The following is a 22,661-nucleotide window of genomic DNA, read 5'->3' on the forward strand; positions in this document are numbered from 1 at the left end:
CTGGCGACCCTCTTGCGTGTCACTGCACAGTCTTTGGATGCTTGTCTTTTGTAGATGCTGCGAGCCGCACGGGCCGCCAGTCGCATTCATGACCAAATGAGATGCTTTCGTGATGGCGGATGAGCCAGTGGGGGCTTCCACCTCAAATCAAGTCCTCGACGCGGATCGGCAAATGGCGAACCCGCCGACCGGAAGCGTGATGGACAGCGTTCACGACCGACGCGGTCGCCCCCACCATTGCGACCTCGCCCACACCCTTGACGCCCGAGATATTGAGTGCCGGGTCGGGCTGATCGAGTAATTCGACCTCGATATCTCCAATATCTGCGTTCACAGGTAGAAGATAGTCGGCTAGATCATTATTGAGCACCCGCCCGAAACGCGGGTCGACTTCGCCGACCTCACGCAAGGCAGCGCCGATCCCCCATGTAACCCCGCCATGGACTTGGCTTGCCGCAGTCCGATGGTTCATGACCCTGCCGCAATCGGCGACGCTGACCACCTTGTGCACCCTGACACGCCCCGTGGTGGGCACTAAGCGAACTTCGGTGAAATGCGCGATCCAGCTCCAGGCGCTGGTCGGCGTATCGAGACCGCCGGGGCCATGCTGTGCACCTTCTTCAGCGGAAAGTTCGACATCAAGGAAAGGTCGGCGGACGCGCGCCAGCGTGTGGTGGGCCGGTCCCTCGATGCTCTCGACGCCTGCGAGAGCCGCCAGTTGGCCGCGCATCTCCAGAGCCACCGCACGGGCTGCGGGGGCAGCGCTGGCGCATCCCCACGAACCGGCGGTAAGGCTTTGCGGTGCCACGGAGGTATCCCCCAGCTCCACGGTCAAGCGTTCAGGGTCTATCTGCAGGACATTGATAATCTCCGCCGCAACGACACTGCGCATCCCCTGGCCCATCTCATGCCCTCCGATCGCGATGCGAGCACGTCCGTCCGCCGATAGGCGTAGACGCGCCACTGTCGGCCTCGACCGGGTATGATAGGCACCCGTTGCCACCCCCAGACCGACCAACTCGCCTTTGCCAGCTCGCATCGATCGCGGCGCGGCATTGCGCCTTGCCCAATCGAACAGTTCAGCGCCCCGGCGCAGGCATTCGTTCACCCGACGCGAGCTGAACGGCCTTCCATCGATCGGGTCGCGCTTTGCGTCATTCGCCAGTCGCAGCGCGACCGGGTCCATACCCAGCTTATACGCGAGTTCATCATAGGCGCATTCTGTCGCATAGCTGGAGGGATGCTCATGCGGGGCGCGCTGGTGCGCGACCGCCTGCGTATCCACGCGAATGATGCGGCTGGTGGAGCGCCAGTTCGGCGTGGCGTACATGCGGCTGACATTCTCGCCATGCTCGCCGCCATAGCCGTCGTAGCGACTGTTTTGCTGTTCGGTATCATAGAGCACCGCTTCCAGCTTTCCTTCCGGGCTCGCCGCGATCCTCACCCGATGACTGCTATAGGGACGGTGATGCGCGGTATGGAAAAGCTGGGCCCGCGGCATGACGAGCTTGACCGGACGCCGAAGCAGCATAGCTGCCTTCACGACGAGCGCGCTCTGCTCCTGCAGGCCGTTTTTCTGGCCGAAGCCGCCACCCAGATAGGGGCTGCTGCCTTCAATGCTGTCGGGATCGATGCCGAGCATACCGGCAAGTCCCGTCTTGAAAGTGCCGGCATCTTGCGTGCCTTCCATAACGATGATTTTTCCGTCCACAAACGAAGCAGTGGTCGAGATCATCTCCATGGCATTGTGATGCTGTGTCGGATGAAGATAGCGAACGTCTATCTTGTGAGCCGCCGCATCAAACGCGGCCTGCGCGTCGCCAGTCTCTTCGCCTATCTCGACTGGTTCCCGCTCGGCACCCGGCTGGTCGTGCCAGGCGGTAAAGGCTGCCTCACGATAGGTTGGCCGGACCGCTTCGGCGCCTTCGATGGCTGCCTCCAGCGTTTCCGCGACGACCAGTGCCACCGGCTCGCCGCGATGCCGAACCGAGGGGCGTTTCATGGGCTGATATCCGGGCCTTGGGCCGCGGCCGCCCTTGGTGGCGCCGGTTTCGGTGATGTCCGCAAAGTCCCGCCAGGTAAACACGCGCACGACGCCGGGCACCGCGCAGGCCGCGTCAATATCAATCGCATCGATATCGCCCTTGGCGATCGCCGCGGGGACCGTCATTGCGTGCAGCAGCCCGGTTGCCGGGCGATCGGCCGCGAACAAGGCCTTGCCCAGCACTTTCTCCCTGGCATCGAAACGGGGACGATCCGGATTATGTTTGAGCGGCATCACGCACTCCTTCCCGCTGCGATCATGATGGCATCCGCCAGAGTGCGGGCGCCCAGTTCGATTTTGAAACCATTGTGCTGCCCTGCGGAAGCCCCGGCGAAGGACGCCCGCGCGGCGGCGAGCGCGCGCTCATGAGTCAGGCTTTGTCCTTTCAACTGGACTTCGGCTTCTCGTGCGCGCCAGGGCCGAGTGGCGACGCCGCCCAATGCGATATGCGCGCTCTCGACCCGGTCGCCATCCATCGACAGGACCACCGCTGCCGAGGCCAGGGCAAAGGCGAAGGATTCGCGATCCCGCACCTTGTGATAGGTCGAACGGCGACCGGCCTGGGTCTTCGGCACTGAAATGCCGGTTACGATTTCGCCCGGCGACAGCGCGAATTCGATATGAGGCGCACTTTCGGGCAAACGGAAGAATTCCAAAATCGGAATCGTCCGGGGGCCGTTCATCCCAAGCACCTCGACCGCCGCATCGAGCGCGGTCAGCGCGACCGGCCAGTCGCCCGGCGAAACCGCTGTGCACGCTGGGCTCGTCCCCAGTATAGCCTGTCCACGGTCCAGGCCTCCGATCGCGGCGCAACCCGAACCAGGCTCGCGCTTGTTGCAGGGATAGATGCCAGGGCCATTGCGGAAATAGAGGCACCGCGTACGCTGCATCAGATTGCCGCCGACAGTGGCCATGTTTCGCAATTGCTGCGATGCCGCCTTGGTTAGGCTTTCCGTCAACACCGGATAATCCCGGCGGATCTCGGCATGCTCGGCAACGTCCGCCATGAGCGCGCCTGCACCGAAGAACAGATAATCGCCGCGCGTATCCACTCGGCTCGCCCCTTCCAGCGATCCAATATCAATAAGATGAGCCGGCTGCTCGATGCCGAGCTTCATGAGATCGTACAGATTGGTGCCGCCGGAGATATAGCGGGCACCGCCCCCGGCGTTGGTAAACGCCTGTACGGCTTCGGCAGCAGTGCGCGCGCGCGTATAGTTTAGCGATCGCATTACTCAGGCCTCCCGCATTTGACCGGCGGCCTGTTCCACCGCCGCAACAATGCCGACATAGGCACCGCAGCGGCAAATATTGCCGCTCATATATTCGCGGATCTGCGCGCGATCGCCTGCATGTCCTTCCTGCACGCAGGCGATCGCGGCCATAATCTGGCCAGGCGTGCAATATCCGCACTGCAGAGCATCATGATCGATAAAGGCCTGCTGCATGGGATGAAGAACGTCCCCATCCGCGATGCCCTCAATCGTGGTGACGTCTCGCCCGTCCACTTTTGCGGCCATGGTCAGGCAGGAAGCAACCCGGCGACCATCGATATGGACCGTGCAAGCACCGCATTGCCCATGGTCACAGCCTTTCTTCGCCCCGGACAGTTCCAACCGTTCGCGCAAGAGATCGAGCAGCGAGGCCCTTGCGTCTACCTCCATGTTAATCGAGCGACCGTTGATCCGCGTGGAGACCGGCACGGCGATACCGTTTTCCGGCGAAGGAGAAGGCGCGAGGGCTGTTTGAGCGTGTGCGTTTCCGGAAAGCACCGTGCCAACCAAGGGAGCTACCACCCCGGCTTCCAGAACGTCACGACGCGTGACTCCGCTCGCCTGGCCCTTCGGCTCGGGCGGTGTCCTGCTATCGGTCATAAATGGGCTCCATTTGCGTAGTGGAGATGGCGAGCGAAGCCGGCGTCACTGGCGAGGGCAACCCCGCTTAAGAACGACAGCCTTCTCGCCGAGAGAACGCGCTCAATCGCGAATTCGATTAACTGCCGGCTGTTTCCCGGCCGGGACCGCTCGGTACGAAGGGTTGAACAATCAACAGTGGCGGGGCGATCGGGCTTACCGGGTTCGCCTCCATGGGTATCGGCGCCAAGATGGCGGGCGATCGTGAAGCCTACAGTTACGGTTCCGTCGCCATTCTCGGCGCGAACCATCCCTCCGTGCATGCGTGCCACGGCTTTGACGATGGCAAGGCCGAGGCCATGCGTCGATCCGTTCGAGCGGCGAGCCGGATCCGCGCAGTAAAACCGGTCGAAGACACGAGAAAGCGAAGCTTGAGGGATGGGGCCTCCCTCGCTGGTTACGGACACGGAAACCGCCTCTTTAGACGGCTCGATCCTGACAGACACGTGCCCACCCGCTTTTCCGTGGCGGATCGCGTTGTCGAGGAGGTTGGTCAGAGCCCGGCCGAACAGCGCCCGCTCGACCCAGCATCGCGCATCTCCTTCTACGGAGACCGTCGCCCGGTTCTCCTCGAAGAGGACCTCCATGAAGGTTATGGTCCGACTGCTTTCGGTAGCCAGGTCGACTAGCGTCAGATTGCTTACGACATCGCCAGCATCGGAGCGGGCGAGAAAAAGCATATCGTTAATGATTGAACGAAGGCGGTCCAGTTCTTCGAGGTTTGACCGCAACACCTGAGCCAGATCTTCCTGCGAACGCTCCCTTGTAAGCGCGAGCTCGGTTTCGCCGATCAGATTGGTGAGCGGCGTTCTGAGTTCATGCGCCACATCCGCATTGAAATCCGCCAGCTTCTGATGGGATCGGTGGAGGCGGTCGAGCGCATCGTTGAACGACAGGACCAGGCCTTCCAATTCGGAAGGCAATCCCTTCGTCGGCAATCGCAGTGCTAGGTCACCCTCTCCCAATCGTCGGGCATGGCTGGACAGTTCGTCGGCCGAGCGCAGACCTCTGCGTGCAATCCACCAACCCAGCGCCGAGACAGCGATGATGGTCAAAAGTGTTGTTACGCCGATGCCAAGCGCAAGCGCGTTGCGTGCCTGGCGCAAGGGTTGCTGGTCGAGCGCTATGATGAGGCGGGTTTGGGGACGTTGCCCTCCCGGCGGAATTGGCCCCGCGAAAGTCGAGTAGGTGCGTCCATCGAATTCCACGGTGTCATGCCCGTCACGTGCCCGCGCGAATTCCGCCTGCACCAGAGTGGAGGAGCCAAACCGGAAACGAGGATCGTCGCTATCGGTCACGAAGTGCAGACCGCGCTGCGTAGCCTCGAAATCCGCCAGTTTCCTCGTCAGATGTTGCCATTCAGCATGGTTTTCGTTGAACGTAGCCATCCGTTCGACGATGACGTACCTGCCACGCAATTCTTCCAAACTGTGTCTGCGGAACTCAGCCGACTGCTGCATGAAAAGACCCGCGCTTGCCACCAGCGAGACGACGGCGGTGGCAAGACCGAACATGATGGCCAGGCGGAACGAAATGGAACGTGTGCGGATCATTCCGGCACCGCCTCGTCGCGCGGTTCGAGCGTGTATCCCATCCCCCGGACCGTGTGCAGAAGCTTGTCCTCGCCCGGTAGCTCCAGTTTGGCCCGCAACCGCTTGATCGCCACTTCGACGACATTTGTGTTTGTCTCGAAGTTGATGTCCCAGACCAGTTCGGCGATCGCTGTCTTCGAAACGATATGCGATCGTCTTCGCGCGAGAACTTCCAGCAACGCGAATTCTTTGGCAGTGAGACTCAGCCGGCGAGCCCGCCGCGTGACACGACGCGAAATGAAATCGATCCGCAGGTCGCCGATCTGCAGGCTCGTCGCCGGCTGCGACTGATGGCGGCGCACCATAAGATCCAGACGCGCCAGAAGCTCTCGAAAGGAAAACGGCTTGACAAGGTAGTCGTCTGCGCCACCCCTCAAACCCCGCACCCGATCATCGACCTGGTCTCGAGCTGTCAGCATGATGACGGGGGTTGCGCAGTCCTGCCGCAACTGCTGGAGCAAACCGAAGCCGTCGAGGCTAGGTAGCATTACGTCCAGGACGATGGCGTCAAAGACACCCGTCTGCGCGAGATAAAGCCCTTCCGGGCCGGTAGTGGCGGTTTCAACGCTCCAACCTTGCTCCGACAGACCTTTGCGAAGATAGTCGCGCGTCTTCGGTTCGTCTTCGACGATAAGTATCTTCATGACGCCGATGGCGCCTGGCGCCCACCAAATTGACAGGCATAATGAGCGACATTGCGGACTTCGAACTTCCGCTTTGTCGATGCAAGGCTGGCGCGGGCGATGCCAAGGGACGTATATGACGATAAAGTACGCCTGTTTTTGGCAAGGCACCGCCACGCGCCAGGGTCCTTGTCGCCATGCAGCCGCAGTTTACCCTTCCATGTGGGGGCATCATGGAAGTCCAAGCAGCGGGAGGGACACTTATACACATCCGACAAGGACCAATTCCGCAATATTTTCAAGGTTAGCAAGGCCACGATCACGCTATTCACGCCCCTTGCCGCCTGGCACTGCCCGTCGACAGTATCGGAACCGACAGAATGCGGTCGTCATCTGGCGCAGGCGCGTCACCCCGGCCGTCCGTATTGTTGGTTAAAAACCAAAGGGTGCCGTCCGGACCTTCGGCAACATCGCGAATGCGACCGTAAGTGCCGATAAAATGCGCCTCGGTCAGGGGGCGACCAGCGGCATCAAACGTGACGGACCATATTCTCTGGCCAGTTAGTCCCGCGACGAAAAAGGTTCCGTCGAAATAGGCCAAGCCGCTCGGGCCCATAACCGATGTGCGCCATTGTACTACCGGGTCTACATAATCAGGGTCGTCGGCGCGGCCTTGTACCGCTGGCCACCCGTAATTCTTGCCCGGCTCGATCCGGTTGAGTTCATCCCACTCCTTGTCGCCAAATTCCGTCTCCCAAAGATGGCCCTGATCATCCCACGCCAACCCTTGCGGGTTGCGATGGCCCATGGAATAAACAACCGATCCCGCAAAAGGATTGTCCTCCGGAACGCCGCCTTCAGGCGTCATGCGCAGTATTTTGCCCGCGAGCGATTGCGGGTCCTGCGAAAATGCCGGCTGGCGTGTCTCGCCGGTAGCCACATAGAGCATTCCGTCAGGCCCGAAAGCGATCCGTCCGCCATTGTGACCGTTGCCCGCGGGAATGCCGGTAAACACGATTTCGGGGCTGCCAAGCGCACCGTTCGCATAGGCCATGCGCACGATGCGATTGTCCGAAGCGGTACTGTGATAAGCGTAAATCCAGCTCCGGCCATTCCGGTCAAGGTCGCCCTCCTCGAACGCAGCTAACCCGAGCACGCCACCATCCAAGGGCGTCGCCGCGTTGGGAACGGCGCGAAGCCGTCGCGCCTCTTCACCGAGCCGGAATGCCAGAATGTCCATTCGATCACGCTGACTGACAAGCACTTCATCACCAACGATGACCATGGACCATGGAACATCTAAATCGGTGATGACATCAACCGGCGTAGCGCTTGACCACGCATCCGGCTCCATCGCTTCGGCTTGCTTGGAAGTCGTTTCAGGCGCCGAGCACGAACACAGGCTCCATGAGATTGCTATCACGGGGACGATAGTGCGGAGTCTTTTGACGATGCACGGCAAGTTTCCATTTGCAGGGCCGCCCAACAAAGACTGTCCCCGGCCTTGGAAAATGGAGGTTACCAATGCATCTGCTCCTTCGGTCGCTGGCGCGATGCCGGCGTAATCGTCCACCTCGGTAGATGCGGGCATCTGCCCGCCCGCTTTATGTTTTCCGATATGCCAAGCCGATTGGTCGGCAGACTGACGCCAAGGTTACAATTCTGTCAGCATGCGTTGTCGGGGAGGCAACTATACCGGCTCCGGCCATAAATTCGCCTGCGAGTTGAGAATGCATCGGACGAAGCGCGCAGGCATAGCGATCAATCGCCACCAGCCTTTACCACACGTTCGTGCAAGGCCTGCAAGGCACCTTCGAACCGACCTTCCGCTTCAGCAAAGCGCTGGAAATGAACGCCCTTGACGAGAATCTCGCTTGGCGTCGGCTGCTTCGCAAACAGCTCCATCACCTCGTCCGCAAATTCATCGAGAGGCAAAAAGCCGGGACGGCTCTCCTGGCCCGGCATGATCGCCGTCTGAACCGCTGGCGGAGCGAGCTCGATGACCTCCACCCTGCCCTTCAGAGCCTCGCGCATGGCAATGGTGTAAGAGTGCATCGCTGCTTTGGTAGCGCTGTAGGTAGGCGCCACACTAAGTGGCACGAACGCCAGCCCCGATGAAACGTTGATGATGGCGGCATCTGACTGCCGCACGAAATGATCGATCAGGGCATTGGTGAGACGGATGGGGCCGAGAAGGTTGGTCGTTACTGTCGCCTCTGCATCGTTCAGGTCGCGCCTCTCGGCCAAGGCCTCGAAGCGCATGATCCCGGCATTGTTGAGCAGAATGTTCACCTTTGGATATTCGTCGAGCAGACGCTTGGCGAAGTCGGAAATGCTTTCCTCGCTTTCGACGTCCAGTTGCATCGTATGCATATTCGCCCGTCCGTCGGCCGCCCGTTCAAGCGCGCTAAGCCGACGTCCGGCAATGATGACAGTATTTCCAAGATCGTGGAAACGATGCGCCAGCGCCTCGCCGATACCCGAGCCTCCGCCTGTAATCAGTATGGTATTTCCGTCAATCTTCATAATCTTGCACCTTTCCTTTGAAACAGCCGCGACAGAGCGCAAAGCGAACCGAAAAGTGATCGGTCTGGCGAGGATCATCGCGGCCCGGTCGACACGAGATGTCGCCTGAGCTGAGGCTGGAACGCGAAAATAACCCCGGTTCAGCGGATGGGCTAATCGCATTCCCGCAGGCTTCTCAGATCCGTTTGATTTTGCCGTGCCGCGCAGACAGATAATCTGGCAACATATTACGATCCTTTGCTTTTTGGCACATTTTCAGCTCTCTTTGGATGACAGGCGGACAGGTCAATGGCCTGACCTCCGGCTTACGAATCCGTCGGAATTCGCAACCCGCGGTTCATGCAGGCACGACCAGCCCCAAGTCGCGGCACCGCATTGGTGTTACGCACGGTGCGGCCCTCTTCCCGCCGCGACCAAATGGGCCGTCGCGGGTACGACAAACATCAAGGCGGCGAGACTCCAGAATGCGGTTCTGAGCCCAATGACATCGGCGACAAAACCGATACCTGCGGGCCCGACAAGAACCCCTGCATAACCGGCGGTCGTGATTGCGCCGACCGCAAGCGCCGAGGGCATAACTGCCTGCGCACCAGCCTTGCGAAACAACACAGGCACGAGGTTAGAGGCTCCAAAGCCTATAAGGGCGAAACCGCCCAACGCCATCGCCATCTGCGATGCGAGCAGCAGCAGCACGAAACCTAGCACCGAGACGACACCGCCCCAGAACAGCACCGATCGGTCGCCGATGCGCTTCACCACACCATCACCCGCAAGACGTCCTATCGTCATCGCAATGGCGAAGGTCATATAGCCGACGCCGCCATGCTGGGTGGTTGCGAGACCGGTCCGCTTAATCAGGAGCGCCCCCCAATCGAGCATCGCACCCTCGACCAGGAAGACCACGCCAGCGAGACCGGACAGCAAAAGCACTACGCCACGCGGCGCGACGAAGAGGGGGCCGCGATCCGCTTTACCGCCCCCCAGCAATCGCGGCATCGCGATTGCCATGGCGATTGCCATGATTACACCGCACACCAAAGTGCCAATCATCGGTTCGAGACCCCAAGAAAGCAGTATCGTCATCGAAGACGCCCCGGCGAAACCACCGACGCTGAACAGGGCATGGAAGCCCGACATGAGAGGCCTATCCGCTGCCCGTTCGACGTCGACCGCATGAATATTCATCGCGACGTCGAGCGACCCAAGCGCCGCGCCGAACGCAAGGAGCGCGATCGCCAGCGCCGTCCAGCTCGGCGTGACGGTCAAAACAGGCAGCACTGCCGCAAGACCAAGTCCGCCCGACACGATAACGGGCCTGCTGCCAAATCGAGAACTGAGCGGACCGGTAAGGACCATCGCGAATACGGAACCGATGCCGATACACAGCAGCAACAGGCCAAGCGTAGCGTCGGCCAGATCGAGCCTCGCTTTGGCGAAAGGGATGAGCGGTGCCCAGCAGGCGATACCGAAGCCCGCGACGAGAAAGGATAGGCGCGTCGCCAGCCTGGCCGCTGCCTGCTGTGACGAAGTCATCACCATTCCCTTCAAAGCGGCAGATCCGCCATGACGACATCTATTCCTGCTGTCCGCATCGCGTTCACTTCGGCATGCCCGGCGCTCTCATGCTCGACAACTAGGGCGTCGATCGCATCCAAGGGAGCCACTCTGTAAGGCGCCCGCGTCGCCAGCTTCTCTGCCGTCGCAAGCAGCATGGCCCGCCGGCTGCAGCGTAGCGCAGCGCGCTTGAAAGCGGCATCTTCCGGGTCGAACGCCGACACGCCCTCGTCGAGCGAGACCGCGCAGGCGCCGAGAAAGCAAAGATCGATGTTCATTCTCTGAACGGCCGCCACGGCATCGGCATCGACGCAACCCCCGATAGCGGGGCGCACCACGCCTCCCAAGACATGAAGCTGAAGATCGTCCCGCTCGGCAAGCGCCGCGGCGATCGCGATCGAATTGGTGGCGACAGTGAGTTCGATTGCGGGCAAAGCCCGCGCCAGGGCGAGGTTAGTGCTACCATTGTCGAGGAACAGGAATTCACCCGGGCGTATCCGGGCAGCGGCCGCTGCCGCTGCCGCCAGGGCGGCTTTCCGGCCGGCCGCTTCCTGGCCGCGCACCCGCATCGGCGTAGATGCCGGGGAAAGCGGCAATGCACCACCATAGACACGGCGACACCGCCCCTCTGCAGCCAGCGCGCGCAGATCTCGGCGGATTGCATCGGGCGAGACGTCGAATTCCTCCGCCAACGCAGTGGCTGACAGGCTGCATCCTTCAGACAATCTGACACCAATCGTTTCGCGGCGATCTTTGGGCGGTACCTTGCTCATCAATCGTGAAATATCGTGTATAATCGTGCATTGCAACCGTGCATTTTTGCATGCAATGAGGTCGGATCATGAAATCTGGAGTTGTGCTCATGACGGACCAGCCGAACGAAGACTTCCTACATCGGCTCGCTGACCTTGCGGATGCCGCGACGCTTCCGCGCTTCCGATGCACGCTTCATGTGAGCAGCAAAGAGAAGCCGGGTTGGCGTTTCGATCCGGTGACCGATGCCGATCGTGCAGCCGAAAAAGCGCTGCGAAAGGCTCTTGCGACGGCCTTCCCCGATCACGCGATCCTCGGTGAGGAATTTGGCTCCGAAGGATCGGGCAGATTTCGCTGGGTGCTCGATCCAGTGGACGGGACTCGACCGTTCTTGTGCGGGCTGCCGCTATGGGCGACGCTCATCGGGTTCGAAGTCGACGGACGCGCCGTTATGGGAATGATGAGCCAGCCCTTTACCGGCGAGCGCTTCTGGGCGGGGCCGGACGGAGCGTGGACCGCGCGTGCCGGCAGACGAGAGCGGCTGCGCACACGCGATGTCGGTGACCTGTCGCAGGCGGTTCTCCACACCACCTCACCTGAAGGCTACGGCCCCCTCAGCGAGAAGCTGAAGCGCCTGATGGCGAAGGTGCGCATGACCCGTTTCGGCGGCGAGGCTTATGCCACCGCGATGCTGGCGTCCGGGTATATAGACCTGTGTCTCGAACCGGCGCTCCAGCCTTACGATATCGTCGCACTGATCCCGATTATCGAAGCCGCCGGCGGGCTCGTCACGAGACTGGATGGCGAGCGTGCGGAGCGGGGCGGCCCCGTCCTCGCCGCTGCGACGGCCAATCTGCACGAACAGGCTATGGCCGTGCTTTGCCGAGAATGACAGTACGGACCGATATTCGTAGCTCAGGCGTGCCGGCGAAGATGCCGGCGCGCCCGGTAGGCAGGCTCGATGCCCGGCGGGCCCTCTTCCTCCAAAAGGTATTCAGGTTCCCGCGCTTATCCCCCGCCGTTCTTTATGGAGGGCCGTCACGGCTTCGACATAAGGCTGGGAAACCGGCACTTCCAAAGCGTTCGACAGCTTGATCCGCGCTGTCCGACCCCTTCGCTCGACGCTTTGGATCGCATCGCTCGCCACCCACCAGGAACGATGCACGCGCAAGCCCTCCCCTTCCCCGATTTCGGATAGCGCTTCGGAAAATCGCATCAGGACAAGAGTGGAACTCTCGCCTGTATGAACGCGCACATAGTGATCTTCCATCTGCAGGCAGGTTATCGGTCCGCGCGCTTCGGGCGGTAGCCGCTTCATCAGCGGCGGATACTCGGTCGGCTCTGAACCGGAGCGCTTTTCATCCGCCTGCCGCCTGTTTGGCCGGGCTGTCTCACGCACCGGCCGATGGTCGGCCCGATGGAACAAGGCGGCGGCCATGCCCTCGAGCATCAGGCCGATCAGCGCCGAATGCCACACAAGGTCGAACAGCTCGCCTCCCGTCCACGACCACCTGCCCAGGATATTCAGGGAAAGGGCTGAAGCCGCCATTGCCGGAACGAGACTCGCGACGAACAGAAGCGCCCATCGCCACCGCTTTTCAAGCCGTCGAACGTTCTCGAACCGGGCCAGCAATCCGCCGAACAGGAAAGTGATGGCGAACCACCCGGCCGACATCGCGGTCCAGAAGCCCAGGCGTGCGAACATCACCCAGTCATCGGTTCCGAAAGGCCCGATCAACGTAAAGCCGAGCCCCGCTAGGAGAGCAACTCCTGCCGCACGCGGGATTTCCGCCAGCACATCCTGACTATAGAAATTCGCGAAATCGCGCATCGTGAACTCCAAAAACTCCGCTAATGCCGCGATTCAGCGCAGGAATCCCCGAAATGGCGTAACAGCGTTCGCGAGGTATCCGCCCTCAATCTAATCGAGCTCCACGCCATTTCGCAACGGCGAAGCAATGGAGCCCCCTCATGCGATGTAACCCAATCTATCCAATAATTCTCACAGCCAGCCTTTCGGCGGCATGGCCAGCCAATGCCCAGCAGACGCCGGGCGCCACAGTAAGCACCGCGCAGAAACGAACGGACGACAGTTCGGACCCATCGGGCTTCATCGGGCTGGGCGGTGCGATCATTCCAAAATATGACGGCTCCGAAAGCTACAAGCCGAGTCCTTTCGTTATCGGCAATGTCGAATGGAAGGGGCTGGATTTGCAGTTTCGTGGCAAATCGGCGCGGCTGGACGTCATCAGTTCCGATGCGGTCCAGTTCGGGCCGGTGCTGGTCTTGCGGTCGGGCCGCGACCAGCCGGATGGTGACGGCCGTGTGGCCCTACTCCCGGGCATCGACGACGCCGTGGAGGTCGGTGCTTTTGCCGGCTATCGCTTTGGCGGGGACGCCACGGGCGAAGGCGAGGTCGCCATCACCTTCACCGCTCTCAAGGATGTCAGCGATACGCATGACGGCTTCCTCGCCAGTGCGCAGATCTCCTATGCGGTATTGCGCGGCAAAGGGTTCACGCTCGATGTCGATGCTGAGACCACTTACGGTGACAAGAAATATACCCGCACCTATTTCGGTGTGACGCCCGAGCAGGCGGAAATCTCAGGCCTCGATCCATATCGGCCCGGCGCAGGGCTGCAGGATGTCAGCGCAGGCCTGACTGCCGGCGTTCATCTCAGCGGACGGTGGGGGCTCATCGGGCGGCTCGGCGGCAGTTATTATGTCGGCGACGCGAAGGATAGCCCGATCGTTGACGAAGGATCGAAGTTCCAAGGGATGGCAGCCCTTGGCCTCACCTTCCGCTTCTGAAGCCGCCGAGCCGGCACGACGTCCGATTCCCCCGCCCGAGAGACCGTCTGATGGACCCGATTTTCGGATTGCCATGCAGCGCCCGATCGACGGGCGATGTGGCATGAACCCGACGTACAAATTCCGGCCGACCCGCTTGGCGACACCGGCAGCGGCCTTGCTCGCTATCCTCCTGAACGGTTGCAGCGAACCTAAAGCGGAGAGCTCGGATCCTTTGCCGGTGGAAGTGGCGGTGGTTCGGCCGGTTTCAGCTAGCGCGACGATATCGGCAATCGGCACGGTGGCGCGCCGACGCGAAGCGGAGCTGGCGTTCCGGGTACCGGGAACGCTGCTGAGCCTGCACGTCGATGCCGGCGATCACATCCGGCGCGGACAGGTTATCGGCCGGCTTGACGCAACAGAAATGGAGGCCCGATTCGCCTCGGCCGAAAGCGATGTAGAGCAAGCACAGCGGACAGCGGATCGCTACGCCAAACTCGCCGAAACCGGGGCAGTTGCCCGCTATGTCTACCAGGATGCATTGACCCGGCTCGATCAGATGCGCGCGGCGCGCCGGCAGGCTGCTTTCGATCTGCGTTCCACCACTCTCGTATCCCCGGTGCGGGGCGTTGTCCTGGAACGGATACGGCAGGCTGGCGAAACGTTGGGCGCAGGCGAAACGGTCATCAGCGTGGCGGATATCCGCAGCCCGATGATCGTGCGCGTGCCGCTCGCGCCGACGAAAGCCGCGCATCTACAGACCGGCGATCGCGCATCGGCCCATTTCGACATTTCTCCAGAGTCTGTCGCTGGGCGGGTGACGCGGATCGGTCGCGAAGCGAGCGGCATCACTGGAACAATCGAGGTGGAAGTGACGCTTGCCGAAACCGCCGGGCTGAACAGCGGCATGCTGGGAACGGTCGTGCTAGAAGCGAAGAGAGCCGAGGTTATCACAGTACCTGACGCGGTCCGTATCCCCATCGAGGCGCTGGTGATGTCCGATGATCGGGCGGGCGCATTCACAATCGAGGGGGAGCAGGCGCACGCGAAGCTGGTGCGATTGCGTTTCCTTCGTTTTGACGGTGAAGACGCTGTGGTTTCCGGGCTGTCCGAGGGCGTTAGCGTGATTACCGCCGGTGCCGGCTATGTGAAGAACGGCCAGCCCGTTCTGATCTCCGGGGAAATGCCGGAGTGATGTTCAACCCCGCTACATTCTTCATTCGGCGGAGCCAGTTCACGGTGGTGCTGATCGGCCTGGGTGTTCTGCTTGGCCTGTCGGCGTTGCAAACGATTCCCCGCTCCGAGGATCCGCAATTTCCCGTTCCCAGCATGTCGGTTCGCGTCGCGCTACCCGGCGCGACACCGGAGGAAATCGAACAGCTCGTCGCCAAGCCGGTGGAGGAAGCGGTCTATGGTCTAGACGATATCAAGGAGGTTCGCTCCACCAGCAGCGACGGGGTAGCGTCCATAGCGGTGAAATTCGATTGGTCGAGCGATCCCGACCGAAAATATGACGAAGTCGTGCGCGAGGTGAACAGCCTGCGCGAAGAGCTGCCATCCGGTGTCACGCGGCTGGAAGTGACCCGCAGCCGCACCAGCGAAACCTCGATCTTCGAGGTCGCGCTCGTCAGCGAACATCTCACCATGCGCCGGCTGGAAAAGCTCGCGAACCGATTGAGCGAGGATATCGGGCGTATCAACGGCATTCGCGAGGCACGATATTGGGGTGCTCCGCAATCGGAGCTGCGGGTATCGCTCGATTTCGCCAAGCTTGCCACCCTGAGAATTCCTGCGACGGCGGTCAGCGACGCGCTTCGCCGCGCCGGCGACGAAACACCCGTGGGCGCAGTGAATGCGGGCGTCCGGCGTTTCGTCGTGCGGGAAGGGGGGGCGTTCAACTCGGTCGAAGAAGTCGAAGCGGTTCCCGTCTATTCGCATGACGGCGCCGTGGTTCGCGTGGGCGATATCGCCGATGTCGCATGGCATACAGTAGAGCCGGAACATGTGACGCGTTTCAAGGGCAAGCGCGCCTTGCTACTCACCGCCAACGCCAAAGAAGGCGTCGATATCGCCAGCGTAACGGCGGCTACGAAAGGAAGGCTGGCAGAGTTCGAGAAGCGGCTTCCGGCCGGTGTGAAGCTGGAGCTAGCCTTCTTCCAGGAAGACAACGTGCAGCACCGCCTGTCGGGACTGACGCGAGATTTCCTGCTCGCTTTTGCCATTGTCAGCCTTACGCTGCTGCCTCTTGGCCTGCGCGCCGCAGGTGTCGTGATGGTCGCGATTCCATTGTCGCTGCTGCTCGGCCTCGCGGCACTTCAAGCACTGGGATATGGGCTCAATCAGCTTTCCATCGCCGGTTTCGTGCTCTCGCTTGGCCTGCTTGTCGATGATTCCATCGTCGTGACCGAAAACATCGCCCGCAGGCTTCGTGGAGGCGAGGATCGCGATACCGCTGCAAGGGAGGGAACGCGCGAGATATTTTTGGCGGTCGCCGGATGCACAGCCTGCCTGATGTTTGCCTTTTTTCCGCTGATGACGCTGCCCGAAGGTTCGGGCGCCTTCATTCGCTCGCTGCCGGTCGCCGTGCTGGTAACCATTTCCGCATCTTTCCTGGTCGCGGTGACCATCATTCCATTTGTCGCCAGCCGGGTCCTTTCACCCAAGGAGAACCCCGAAGGCAATCGCCTGCTGCAAGTGGTCAATCGCGGTATACATAGCGTCTACCGGCCAGTGCTTCAGCGGGCTTTGGACCGGCCGAAGACAGCTTTGGCCATCACTCTTCTGTTATGTGCAACGGCTGTACCCCTTCTCGCAGCGATCGGCACAAGCCTGTTCCCCATGGCCGAAACGCCGCAATTCCTGATCCGCATCGAAACGCCCGAAGGCTCCGCGCAGCGCAAGACGGACGAAGCGGTGCGGTTCGTCGAGCAACGCCTGGCTCAGGAACCGGGGATCGCGTGGTATGCAGCGAATGTCGGCCGCGGAAACCCGCAACTCTACTACAACCAGCGCCAGCATGACCCCAATCCCACCTTCGGGGAAGTCGCGGTTTCGCTGCCGGAATGGCATGTCGGCCAGTCGGACAAGCTCGTCGCGCGGTTGCGGGAGGAATTCTCACACTATCCCGGCGCAAGGATCAGCGTCATCCTTTTCGCGCAAGGCCCTTCGCTGGAAGCCCCGATCGAAATCCGCATAACCGGTAACGATCTGACCACGCTCCAACACTTGTCGCGCACGGCGGAAACCGCGCTTTCGGAGACACCCGGCGTGCGCGATCCGAACAATCCGCTGCGAATAGACCGGGTGGACCTGACCCTCGAAATCGACGAAGCGAAGGCGGCAGCTCTCGGCGTGCCAGCCGGAGCCGCGAGGCGGGCGGTGCGTCTCGCGCTCACGGGCGAAGAGACGGCGCGCTTCCGCGACGCCGATGGCGACGACTATCCGGTCCGCACCCGCCTGCCGATGGATAACAGGAATGAAATGGCCGCGCTCGAAGCGATTTACGCGCCCGGCACCGACGGCGCAGCAGTGCCGCTTACCGCCATCTCATCACCCGAACTGCAACCGAGCCTCACCCGCATCGACCGCTTCAACCGCCAGCGCATGGTCACACTCACATCACATGTCGAACCGGGATATCTAACGTCCGACGTCACGCGCCGTGCACTCGCCAATGTCAGCGACGTGCTCACTCTGCCGCCGGGTTACAGCATATCGCTCGGCGGCGATGCCGAGGAGCAATCCAGCGGGGCGAGCGGCCTCATCTCCGCGCTGGGCGTCGCAATCGGCGGCATTCTCGCCGTTCTCGTGCTCGAATTCGGTCGCTTCAAGCTGGTGGCCGTTGTCGCCGGGATCGTCCCTCTGGGCATATTCGGCGCCGTGGCCGGCCTGTGGCTGGGCGGCTATTCGCTGTCTTTCACGGCGACGATCGGCGTGATCGCCCTCATCGGCATCGAGATAAAGAACTCTATCCTGCTGGTCGATTTCACCGAGCAGCTTCGCGAGACAGGGCTCGACATGCGCACGGCAATCGAGCGGGCGGGCGAAATCCGGTTCCTGCCGGTTCTGCTCACCTCGGTCACGGCAATCGGGGGACTGACGCCGCTCGCGATGGAAGGGTCCGGGCTCTATGCCCCCATGGCGGTCGCCATCATCGGGGGGCTGGTCGCTTCAACCCTGCTCTCGCGCATCGCGACGCCGGTGATGTATCTGCTGCTCGCCCACGACAGGAAGGAGCAAGCATGAAGCCGCGTGCCCTCCTGGCGGGGACCCTGCCATTGGTGCTGAGTGCCTGCATGACCGGCACCGACTATGCACCGCCCCCGGCGCCGGTCGCATCGAACTATCGCGCCGCCGCAGCGGATCGGGCCGGACTGTCCAAGCTCTGGTGGAAGGCGTTCGACGATCCGGTTCTGCAGGATCTCGTGGAAACGGTACTCGACCAGAACCTTGATATCGAGGCCGCGCTGGCCCGCGTCGAACGCGCCCGGGCCGTCGCGCGACTGACTGGAGCGGCACTCCTCCCCTCGGGAACGATCGAGTTTTCGGCCAACCGAACGAGGGAGTCCGCCGAGACCGGTCTCGCGTCGCTTGCCGACCGTGTGCCTTCGGTCGATTATTCCCGCACGAAAAACGCCTTCGACGTCAGCGTCGGCGCAAGCTGGGAACTCGACCTGTTCGGCGGCCTGCACCGGCAGAAAGAGGCCGCGACCTATGAATATCAGGCGGCGGTCGCTAGCGGAGCCGCGATGCGTGTCACCGTGGTGGCCGATACGGTCGATTGTTATCTGCAACTGCGGACACTGCAGTCGAGACTTGCGATCGCCGAGGAACAGAGCGCGCTGACCGCGGGGCTCGAGCGGTTGGTGCAACAGCGTTACGAGGCGGGGGAAGCGTCGCTGCGCGAACTTGAACAGGCCCGAACGTCGAGTGCGAGCGTACGGGCTATCCCGCCCGTGTTGCGGGGCGAGATCGAAGTGCAGCTCAATCGCCTCGCGGTGCTGGCCGGCAAAGAGCCGGAAGCCGAGCGCGCCGAACTGGACACGCCCCGCGCCATTCCACTCGCCCCGCTCACGGATATGGGTACGCCGGGCGACCTGCTCCGGACACGGCCCGACATCGTCGCTGCCGAGCGGCGGCTCGCGGCAAGCCACGAGCGGATCGCAGCGAGTTTGGCGGAATATTATCCGAAGATAAGCCTCTCGGCGCTAGGCGGGTTTCAGGCCTCCACCCCTTCGCGACTGTTCACCGAACCTGCATCCATTCTGCAGGCCGGGTTGGGCCTGCGCTGGAGGCTGTTTGATTTCAAACGGATCGATGCAGAAGTGGCCGATGCGCGTGGCGCGGAACGCGAAGCGCTTGCACAATACCGGCAGGCGGTTCTGCGTGCCGCCGCGGACGTGGAGGATGCCGTGATGCTTTATCATACTGCGCACGAACGACTGCTCACCCATCGAAGCCAGCTGCATTCGGCGGAACGCGCCCGCACCTTGGCGGATCAGGCCTGGCGGGAAGGCGAAGTCGCTCTGTCCGAACTGATCGAGGCCGATCGACGCGTGTTGGAAGCGCGAGAAGCCGCCGCCGTTGCACGCGGCGATATGGCGCGCGCGACCGTGGCCGCTTATCGTGCGACGGTGGGCTGACGCCTGCCCCGGAACCCCTTGGGACAGCCGGAACGCTGTGGCCTCGCGATCACTTTCAGGCAGGCGAGGCGTTCAGACAGTGCGAACCTTGATCGTCCCGAACGACCCAAATAGGACCAATCTGTCGCTTTTTTCGACTTCGCTCTATAAAGTCGCGCCATGACCGATAGCCGCATCCCCGACATTGCCCTTCGTAAAGAGCCCAAGCAGGCGCGCTCAACCGATCTGGTCGCGGCGATCCTGGAAGCCGCGACGCTGGTTCTGGAAGAAGAAGGCGCGCAGCAGTTCACGACCGCTCGAGTGGCCGAAAAAGCAGGAGTCAGCGTCGGATCGCTCTATCAGTATTTCCCGAACAAGGCCTCGATCCTCTTCCGCCTCCAGAGCGACGAATGGCGGGAAACAAGCGATCTGGTGAGCGACATTCTGGAAGAGAGCGCAAGACCGCCTGTCGAGCGTTTGAGGACGCTGGTTCACGCTTTCCTTCTGTCCGAATGCGAGGAAGCCGAGGTGCGAGGTGCGCTGGACGATGCCGCTCCGCTCTACCGTGACGCGCCCGAGGCGAAAGAGGCCAAATCGAGGGGCGGCAGCACTTTCAGAGCTTTCATGGCAGAAGTCCTCTCGGATACGCCCGACCATGTTCGCGAGGCGGCCGGTTCGTTGATCATGACGACGCTTACCACAGTGGGTAAGGACTTCTCCGAAACGCCGCGCTCCCCGGCCGAGATCGAGGCCTATGCCGAGGCCATGGCCGACATGTTCTGTGCCTATGTCGCCAGCCTTCAGGCAAAGATGCATGACTGATCACGCGTTGTAATATTCCGGGCGCGCCAGATCCTCAAGAAGGCTCGGCCCCGTCGGCTGCCATCCGAGCATGTCGCGCGTGATCCGGCTTGAACTGGAAAAATCGCCTCCGGCGAAGCTCGCGAACCAGCCGAAATGGTCGGGCTCGCGCGGTTCGACCGGGACGCCGAGCCCACGGCCAATCGCTTCGGCAATGTCCCTGAAGGCGATGCCGTCCTCGGCCACCGCGTGATAGATCGGCTTGGGAGCGCCATGCTCCAGCACCACCCGGTAGAGACGGCCCGCATCGAGCCGATGCACGGCCGGCCAGCGGTTCTCGCCGTCGCCGATATAGGCCGATACGCCCGTCTCCCTCGCCATGCGGATCAAAATGGGCACGAAACCATGATCGCCGATGCCGTGAACGCTGGGCGCCAACCTAATAGTCGATGCCCGGACGCCGCGATCGGCGAATGCCCGCACAGCAATTTCGGACTGCCGGGGATTGGACGAATCGGCGGGCGTCTCATCCTTTTCGGTCGAAGGGCGCCCGAGGCTAAGAGCGCCAAGCCCGGATGTGACGATGAGTGGTTTGTCCGACCCTTCCAAGGCCGCCCCGAACGTCTCTATAGCGCGGCGATCCTGCCTCGCGTTCTCAACGAATTTCGAGAAGTCATGGTCGAAGGCGGTGTGAATGACCGCCTCGACATCGCTCGCAGCACCAGCCAATGTTTCATGATCGTCCAGCGTGCCGAGCAATGCCTCCGCTCCGGCCCTGCGAAGCGCGTCAGCCTTTTCCTCAGACCGGGCAAGCCCAGTCACGCGGTGCCCGGCGTCCAGCAGTTCCCTGACGATTACGGAGCCCACCCAGCCGGTGGCGCCGGTTACAAAGACATGCATCGTTTTCATCTCCTGTTGTCGTGACGGAGAGCCAGCCGGCACTCGCATCGAGAGCGGAGGCCGTCGGTTTCTGTATCAGGGGAGCACATTGTCGCGCCCCGTCGCCATGGGTGAGGCATCCGGCATCTGGTCGGGCCACCCGCCGGCCATGGCGATGAACAGGCCGAGATGGGCGTGTGCCAGCCTCAACCGCGCCTGGGCCAGCGTATCCTGGGCCTGCAGGCTGGCCCGTTCGGCATTGAGCAGGTCGAGCACATCGACCCGCCCTGCATCAAACCGCGCGCGCGCCGCAGCCGTAGCCGCCCGGCTCGCCGCGACCGCCTCGTTCAGATGCTCGACCTCGCCTTTCCCTATGGATATTCTTATCAGCGCGTTCTCGGTTTCCTCGAGGGCAAGAAGAACGGTGCGTTCATAGGCCGCCAGCGCAGCACCCGTGTTCGCCTCGGCCTCCGCGATCCGGCCCCGGACCCGCGCCACGTTGAGAAAGCCGCCCGACGCGCCCAGCGAAATTTCGCGGGAGGTGCTGTCTGCTTCGAACAGCGGAATCGAGGAAAGGCTCAGCAATCCGCTCAGGCTGAAGCGGGGAAACAGATCGGCCGTGGCAACGCCGATCCGCGCTGTCGCGGCGGCGAGCCTGCGCTCCGCCGCCGCCACGTCGGGACGGCGGCGGAGCAACGTGCCCGGGGCGTCGATTTGCGGCGTCACCGTCATCGCGCCCGGCAGGAACGCCCTCGGCTGCAGGGTGCCGACAAGCGAGGCGGGTGGCCTGCCGGTTAGCACCGCAATACGATGCTCCGCGACACCGATCCGTGCCTCCAGCGCCGGAATGAGCGAACGCGTGGTTTCAAGCTGCCCGCGCCCGCGATCGACGTCGAAGCGCATGCCTTCGCCCGCTTCATAGCGCAACTGCAGCATGCGCAGCGTCCGCGCCTGGTTATCGGCGCTCACGCGCGCGATCCGCAAACGTTCGTTCAAGCTGCACATTTCGAAATATGCGTTCGCCAGCTCCTGTACGACAGCAACCTGCACGGCTGCCACGTCTGCGGCGCTGGCTTCGGCTTCCGCTTCTTGAGCCTCCACCATTCGGCCGATACGGCCGAACAGGTCGAGCTCCCAACTGGCTGACCCCGTCACCTCGCCGCTTGTTCCGGCCGCCGACTGATCGCTTGAGCTTTCGGAGCCCCGCCCCCCGGCCCGGTCAGCCACCGTCGCGTTGGCCGAGAGTGTGGGCCATTGCTCGGTTCGCGTCTGCCGCAGCAAGGCACGCGAAGCGTCGTAATTCGCAACTGCCTCCCGAATATCGCGATTGTTGCGTAGCGCCGCCTCCACCAACCTTATCAGTTGCGAGTCGCCGAAATTACGCCAGAAGGCCGGGTCATCCGCCCGGGGCAGGGGCGACGGCTCGCTTCTTGCCCACGCCCCCGCTTCCATTGCCGGCGGCTGATATTTCGGCCCCACGCTACAGGCGCCAAGCAGGGCGCATAAAGCAGCGGCAGGAAGGTGGAGGCGTCTTGTCAGTGTATATGCTTCGAACATGCCGCCGC

Annotated in this window: 18 protein-coding genes; 6 read left to right on the forward strand and 12 right to left on the reverse strand. The window is 62.2% G+C overall.

All coding sequences use genetic code 11. The features are described from left to right. Positions 1–142 precede the first annotated feature (142 nt). From ABDJ38_RS13585 to ABDJ38_RS13625, 9 genes are all read right to left on the reverse strand, one after another. Complete coding sequence (locus ABDJ38_RS13585) at positions 143–2,278, reverse strand: xanthine dehydrogenase family protein molybdopterin-binding subunit (protein WP_346785658.1); 2,136 nt, start codon at positions 2,276–2,278, stop codon at positions 143–145. Further along, a complete protein-coding gene (locus tag ABDJ38_RS13590) occupies positions 2,278–3,276 on the reverse strand; it encodes an FAD binding domain-containing protein (protein ID WP_346785659.1) in 999 nt (332 codons plus the stop codon). Before ABDJ38_RS13590 ends, ABDJ38_RS13585 begins: the two co-directional genes overlap by 1 nt. Before the next feature lie 3 nt (positions 3,277–3,279). Continuing rightward, entirely contained in the window at positions 3,280–3,918 is a 639-nt protein-coding gene (locus ABDJ38_RS13595; protein ID WP_346785660.1) for a (2Fe-2S)-binding protein, read from the reverse strand. Continuing rightward, entirely contained in the window at positions 3,915–5,510 is a 1,596-nt protein-coding gene (locus tag ABDJ38_RS13600; RefSeq protein ID WP_346785661.1) for a heavy metal sensor histidine kinase, read from the reverse strand. Before ABDJ38_RS13600 ends, ABDJ38_RS13595 begins: the two co-directional genes overlap by 4 nt. Then, positions 5,507–6,193: a heavy metal response regulator transcription factor gene (locus ABDJ38_RS13605; RefSeq protein WP_346785662.1), complete on the reverse strand. Its 687-nt coding sequence runs from the start codon at positions 6,191–6,193 to the stop codon at positions 5,507–5,509. Before ABDJ38_RS13605 ends, ABDJ38_RS13600 begins: the two co-directional genes overlap by 4 nt. 307 nt (positions 6,194–6,500) lie before the next feature. Then, entirely contained in the window at positions 6,501–7,763 is a 1,263-nt protein-coding gene (locus ABDJ38_RS13610) for a PQQ-dependent sugar dehydrogenase (RefSeq protein WP_346785663.1), read from the reverse strand. 170 nt (positions 7,764–7,933) lie between these two features. Further along, positions 7,934–8,698, reverse strand: a complete 765-nt coding sequence (locus ABDJ38_RS13615) for an SDR family oxidoreductase (protein WP_346785694.1) — start codon at positions 8,696–8,698, stop codon at positions 7,934–7,936. A gap of 381 nt (positions 8,699–9,079) precedes the next feature. Further along, a complete protein-coding gene (locus ABDJ38_RS13620) occupies positions 9,080–10,237 on the reverse strand; it encodes an MFS transporter (protein WP_346785664.1) in 1,158 nt (385 codons plus the stop codon). Between the two features lie 5 nt (positions 10,238–10,242). After that, on the reverse strand, positions 10,243–11,025 hold the full coding sequence (locus ABDJ38_RS13625; protein WP_346785665.1) for a DeoR/GlpR family DNA-binding transcription regulator: 783 nt from the start codon (positions 11,023–11,025) through the stop codon (positions 10,243–10,245). A gap of 179 nt (positions 11,026–11,204) precedes the next feature. Between ABDJ38_RS13625 and ABDJ38_RS13630 the strand changes: the two genes are divergently transcribed. Continuing rightward, positions 11,205–11,897, forward strand: a complete 693-nt coding sequence (locus tag ABDJ38_RS13630; protein ID WP_346785666.1) for an inositol monophosphatase family protein — start codon at positions 11,205–11,207, stop codon at positions 11,895–11,897. 102 nt (positions 11,898–11,999) lie between these two features. Here the strand turns inward: ABDJ38_RS13630 and ABDJ38_RS13635 are convergent, their stop codons facing one another. Then, positions 12,000–12,836, reverse strand: coding sequence for a LytTR family DNA-binding domain-containing protein (locus tag ABDJ38_RS13635; RefSeq protein WP_346785667.1), 837 nt, complete (start codon positions 12,834–12,836; stop codon positions 12,000–12,002). Between the two features lie 140 nt (positions 12,837–12,976). On the opposite strand from ABDJ38_RS13635, the gene ABDJ38_RS13640 reads away from it, so the two are divergent. The 5 genes from ABDJ38_RS13640 (at position 12,977) to ABDJ38_RS13660 (ending at position 20,238) form a co-directional block, all read left to right on the forward strand. Then, entirely contained in the window at positions 12,977–13,816 is an 840-nt protein-coding gene (locus tag ABDJ38_RS13640; RefSeq protein ID WP_346785668.1) for a MipA/OmpV family protein, read from the forward strand. Positions 13,817–13,919: 103 nt separating this feature from the next. Continuing rightward, entirely contained in the window at positions 13,920–14,990 is a 1,071-nt protein-coding gene (locus tag ABDJ38_RS13645) for an efflux RND transporter periplasmic adaptor subunit (RefSeq protein ID WP_346785669.1), read from the forward strand. Continuing rightward, complete coding sequence (locus ABDJ38_RS13650; protein ID WP_346785670.1) at positions 14,990–18,040, forward strand: efflux RND transporter permease subunit; 3,051 nt, start codon at positions 14,990–14,992, stop codon at positions 18,038–18,040. Before ABDJ38_RS13645 ends, ABDJ38_RS13650 begins: the two co-directional genes overlap by 1 nt. Then, the gene (locus tag ABDJ38_RS13655; protein ID WP_346785671.1) at positions 18,037–19,437 is read left to right on the forward strand and encodes an efflux transporter outer membrane subunit; all 1,401 of its coding nucleotides are present in this window, start codon (positions 18,037–18,039) and stop codon (positions 19,435–19,437) included. The genes ABDJ38_RS13650 and ABDJ38_RS13655 overlap by 4 nt, the downstream gene beginning before the upstream one ends. 159 nt (positions 19,438–19,596) lie before the next feature. Beyond that, a complete protein-coding gene (locus ABDJ38_RS13660; RefSeq protein ID WP_346785672.1) occupies positions 19,597–20,238 on the forward strand; it encodes a TetR/AcrR family transcriptional regulator in 642 nt (213 codons plus the stop codon). On the opposite strand, the gene ABDJ38_RS13665 is transcribed toward ABDJ38_RS13660, so the two are convergent. Both ABDJ38_RS13665 and ABDJ38_RS13670 read right to left on the reverse strand, forming a co-directional pair. Then, positions 20,239–21,117 (reverse strand): SDR family oxidoreductase, encoded by an 879-nt coding sequence (locus tag ABDJ38_RS13665; RefSeq protein ID WP_346785673.1) that lies wholly within the window; start codon positions 21,115–21,117, stop codon positions 20,239–20,241. A gap of 75 nt (positions 21,118–21,192) precedes the next feature. Then, positions 21,193–22,653, reverse strand: coding sequence for an efflux transporter outer membrane subunit (locus ABDJ38_RS13670; RefSeq protein WP_346785675.1), 1,461 nt, complete (start codon positions 22,651–22,653; stop codon positions 21,193–21,195). Positions 22,654–22,661: the final 8 nt, after the last annotated feature.

Origin of the sequence: Aurantiacibacter flavus (genome assembly GCF_039710615.1) — a bacterium.
GTDB lineage: Bacteria > Pseudomonadota > Alphaproteobacteria > Sphingomonadales > Sphingomonadaceae > Alteraurantiacibacter > Alteraurantiacibacter flavus.

What these genes read in the sequence shown, in the direction of transcription:
- ABDJ38_RS13585 (WP_346785658.1), bottom strand. Translation starts at nt 2,278, where the DNA reads ATGCCGCTCAAACATAATCCGGATCGTCCCCGTTTCGATGCCAGGGAG.
- ABDJ38_RS13590 (WP_346785659.1), bottom strand. Translation starts at nt 3,276, where the DNA reads ATGCGATCGCTAAACTATACGCGCGCGCGCACTGCTGCCGAAGCCGTA.
- ABDJ38_RS13595 (WP_346785660.1), bottom strand. Translation starts at nt 3,918, where the DNA reads ATGACCGATAGCAGGACACCGCCCGAGCCGAAGGGCCAGGCGAGCGGA.
- ABDJ38_RS13600 (WP_346785661.1), bottom strand. Translation starts at nt 5,510, where the DNA reads ATGATCCGCACACGTTCCATTTCGTTCCGCCTGGCCATCATGTTCGGT.
- ABDJ38_RS13605 (WP_346785662.1), bottom strand. Translation starts at nt 6,193, where the DNA reads ATGAAGATACTTATCGTCGAAGACGAACCGAAGACGCGCGACTATCTT.
- ABDJ38_RS13610 (WP_346785663.1), bottom strand. Translation starts at nt 7,763, where the DNA reads ATGCCCGCATCTACCGAGGTGGACGATTACGCCGGCATCGCGCCAGCG.
- ABDJ38_RS13615 (WP_346785694.1), bottom strand. Translation starts at nt 8,698, where the DNA reads ATGAAGATTGACGGAAATACCATACTGATTACAGGCGGAGGCTCGGGT.
- ABDJ38_RS13620 (WP_346785664.1), bottom strand. Translation starts at nt 10,237, where the DNA reads ATGGTGATGACTTCGTCACAGCAGGCAGCGGCCAGGCTGGCGACGCGC.
- ABDJ38_RS13625 (WP_346785665.1), bottom strand. Translation starts at nt 11,025, where the DNA reads ATGAGCAAGGTACCGCCCAAAGATCGCCGCGAAACGATTGGTGTCAGA.
- ABDJ38_RS13635 (WP_346785667.1), bottom strand. Translation starts at nt 12,836, where the DNA reads ATGCGCGATTTCGCGAATTTCTATAGTCAGGATGTGCTGGCGGAAATC.
- ABDJ38_RS13640 (WP_346785668.1), top strand. Translation starts at nt 12,977, where the DNA reads ATGCGATGTAACCCAATCTATCCAATAATTCTCACAGCCAGCCTTTCG.
- ABDJ38_RS13645 (WP_346785669.1), top strand. Translation starts at nt 13,920, where the DNA reads ATGAACCCGACGTACAAATTCCGGCCGACCCGCTTGGCGACACCGGCA.
- ABDJ38_RS13650 (WP_346785670.1), top strand. Translation starts at nt 14,990, where the DNA reads ATGTTCAACCCCGCTACATTCTTCATTCGGCGGAGCCAGTTCACGGTG.
- ABDJ38_RS13655 (WP_346785671.1), top strand. Translation starts at nt 18,037, where the DNA reads ATGAAGCCGCGTGCCCTCCTGGCGGGGACCCTGCCATTGGTGCTGAGT.
- ABDJ38_RS13660 (WP_346785672.1), top strand. Translation starts at nt 19,597, where the DNA reads ATGACCGATAGCCGCATCCCCGACATTGCCCTTCGTAAAGAGCCCAAG.
- ABDJ38_RS13665 (WP_346785673.1), bottom strand. Translation starts at nt 21,117, where the DNA reads ATGCATGTCTTTGTAACCGGCGCCACCGGCTGGGTGGGCTCCGTAATC.
- ABDJ38_RS13670 (WP_346785675.1), bottom strand. Translation starts at nt 22,653, where the DNA reads ATGTTCGAAGCATATACACTGACAAGACGCCTCCACCTTCCTGCCGCT.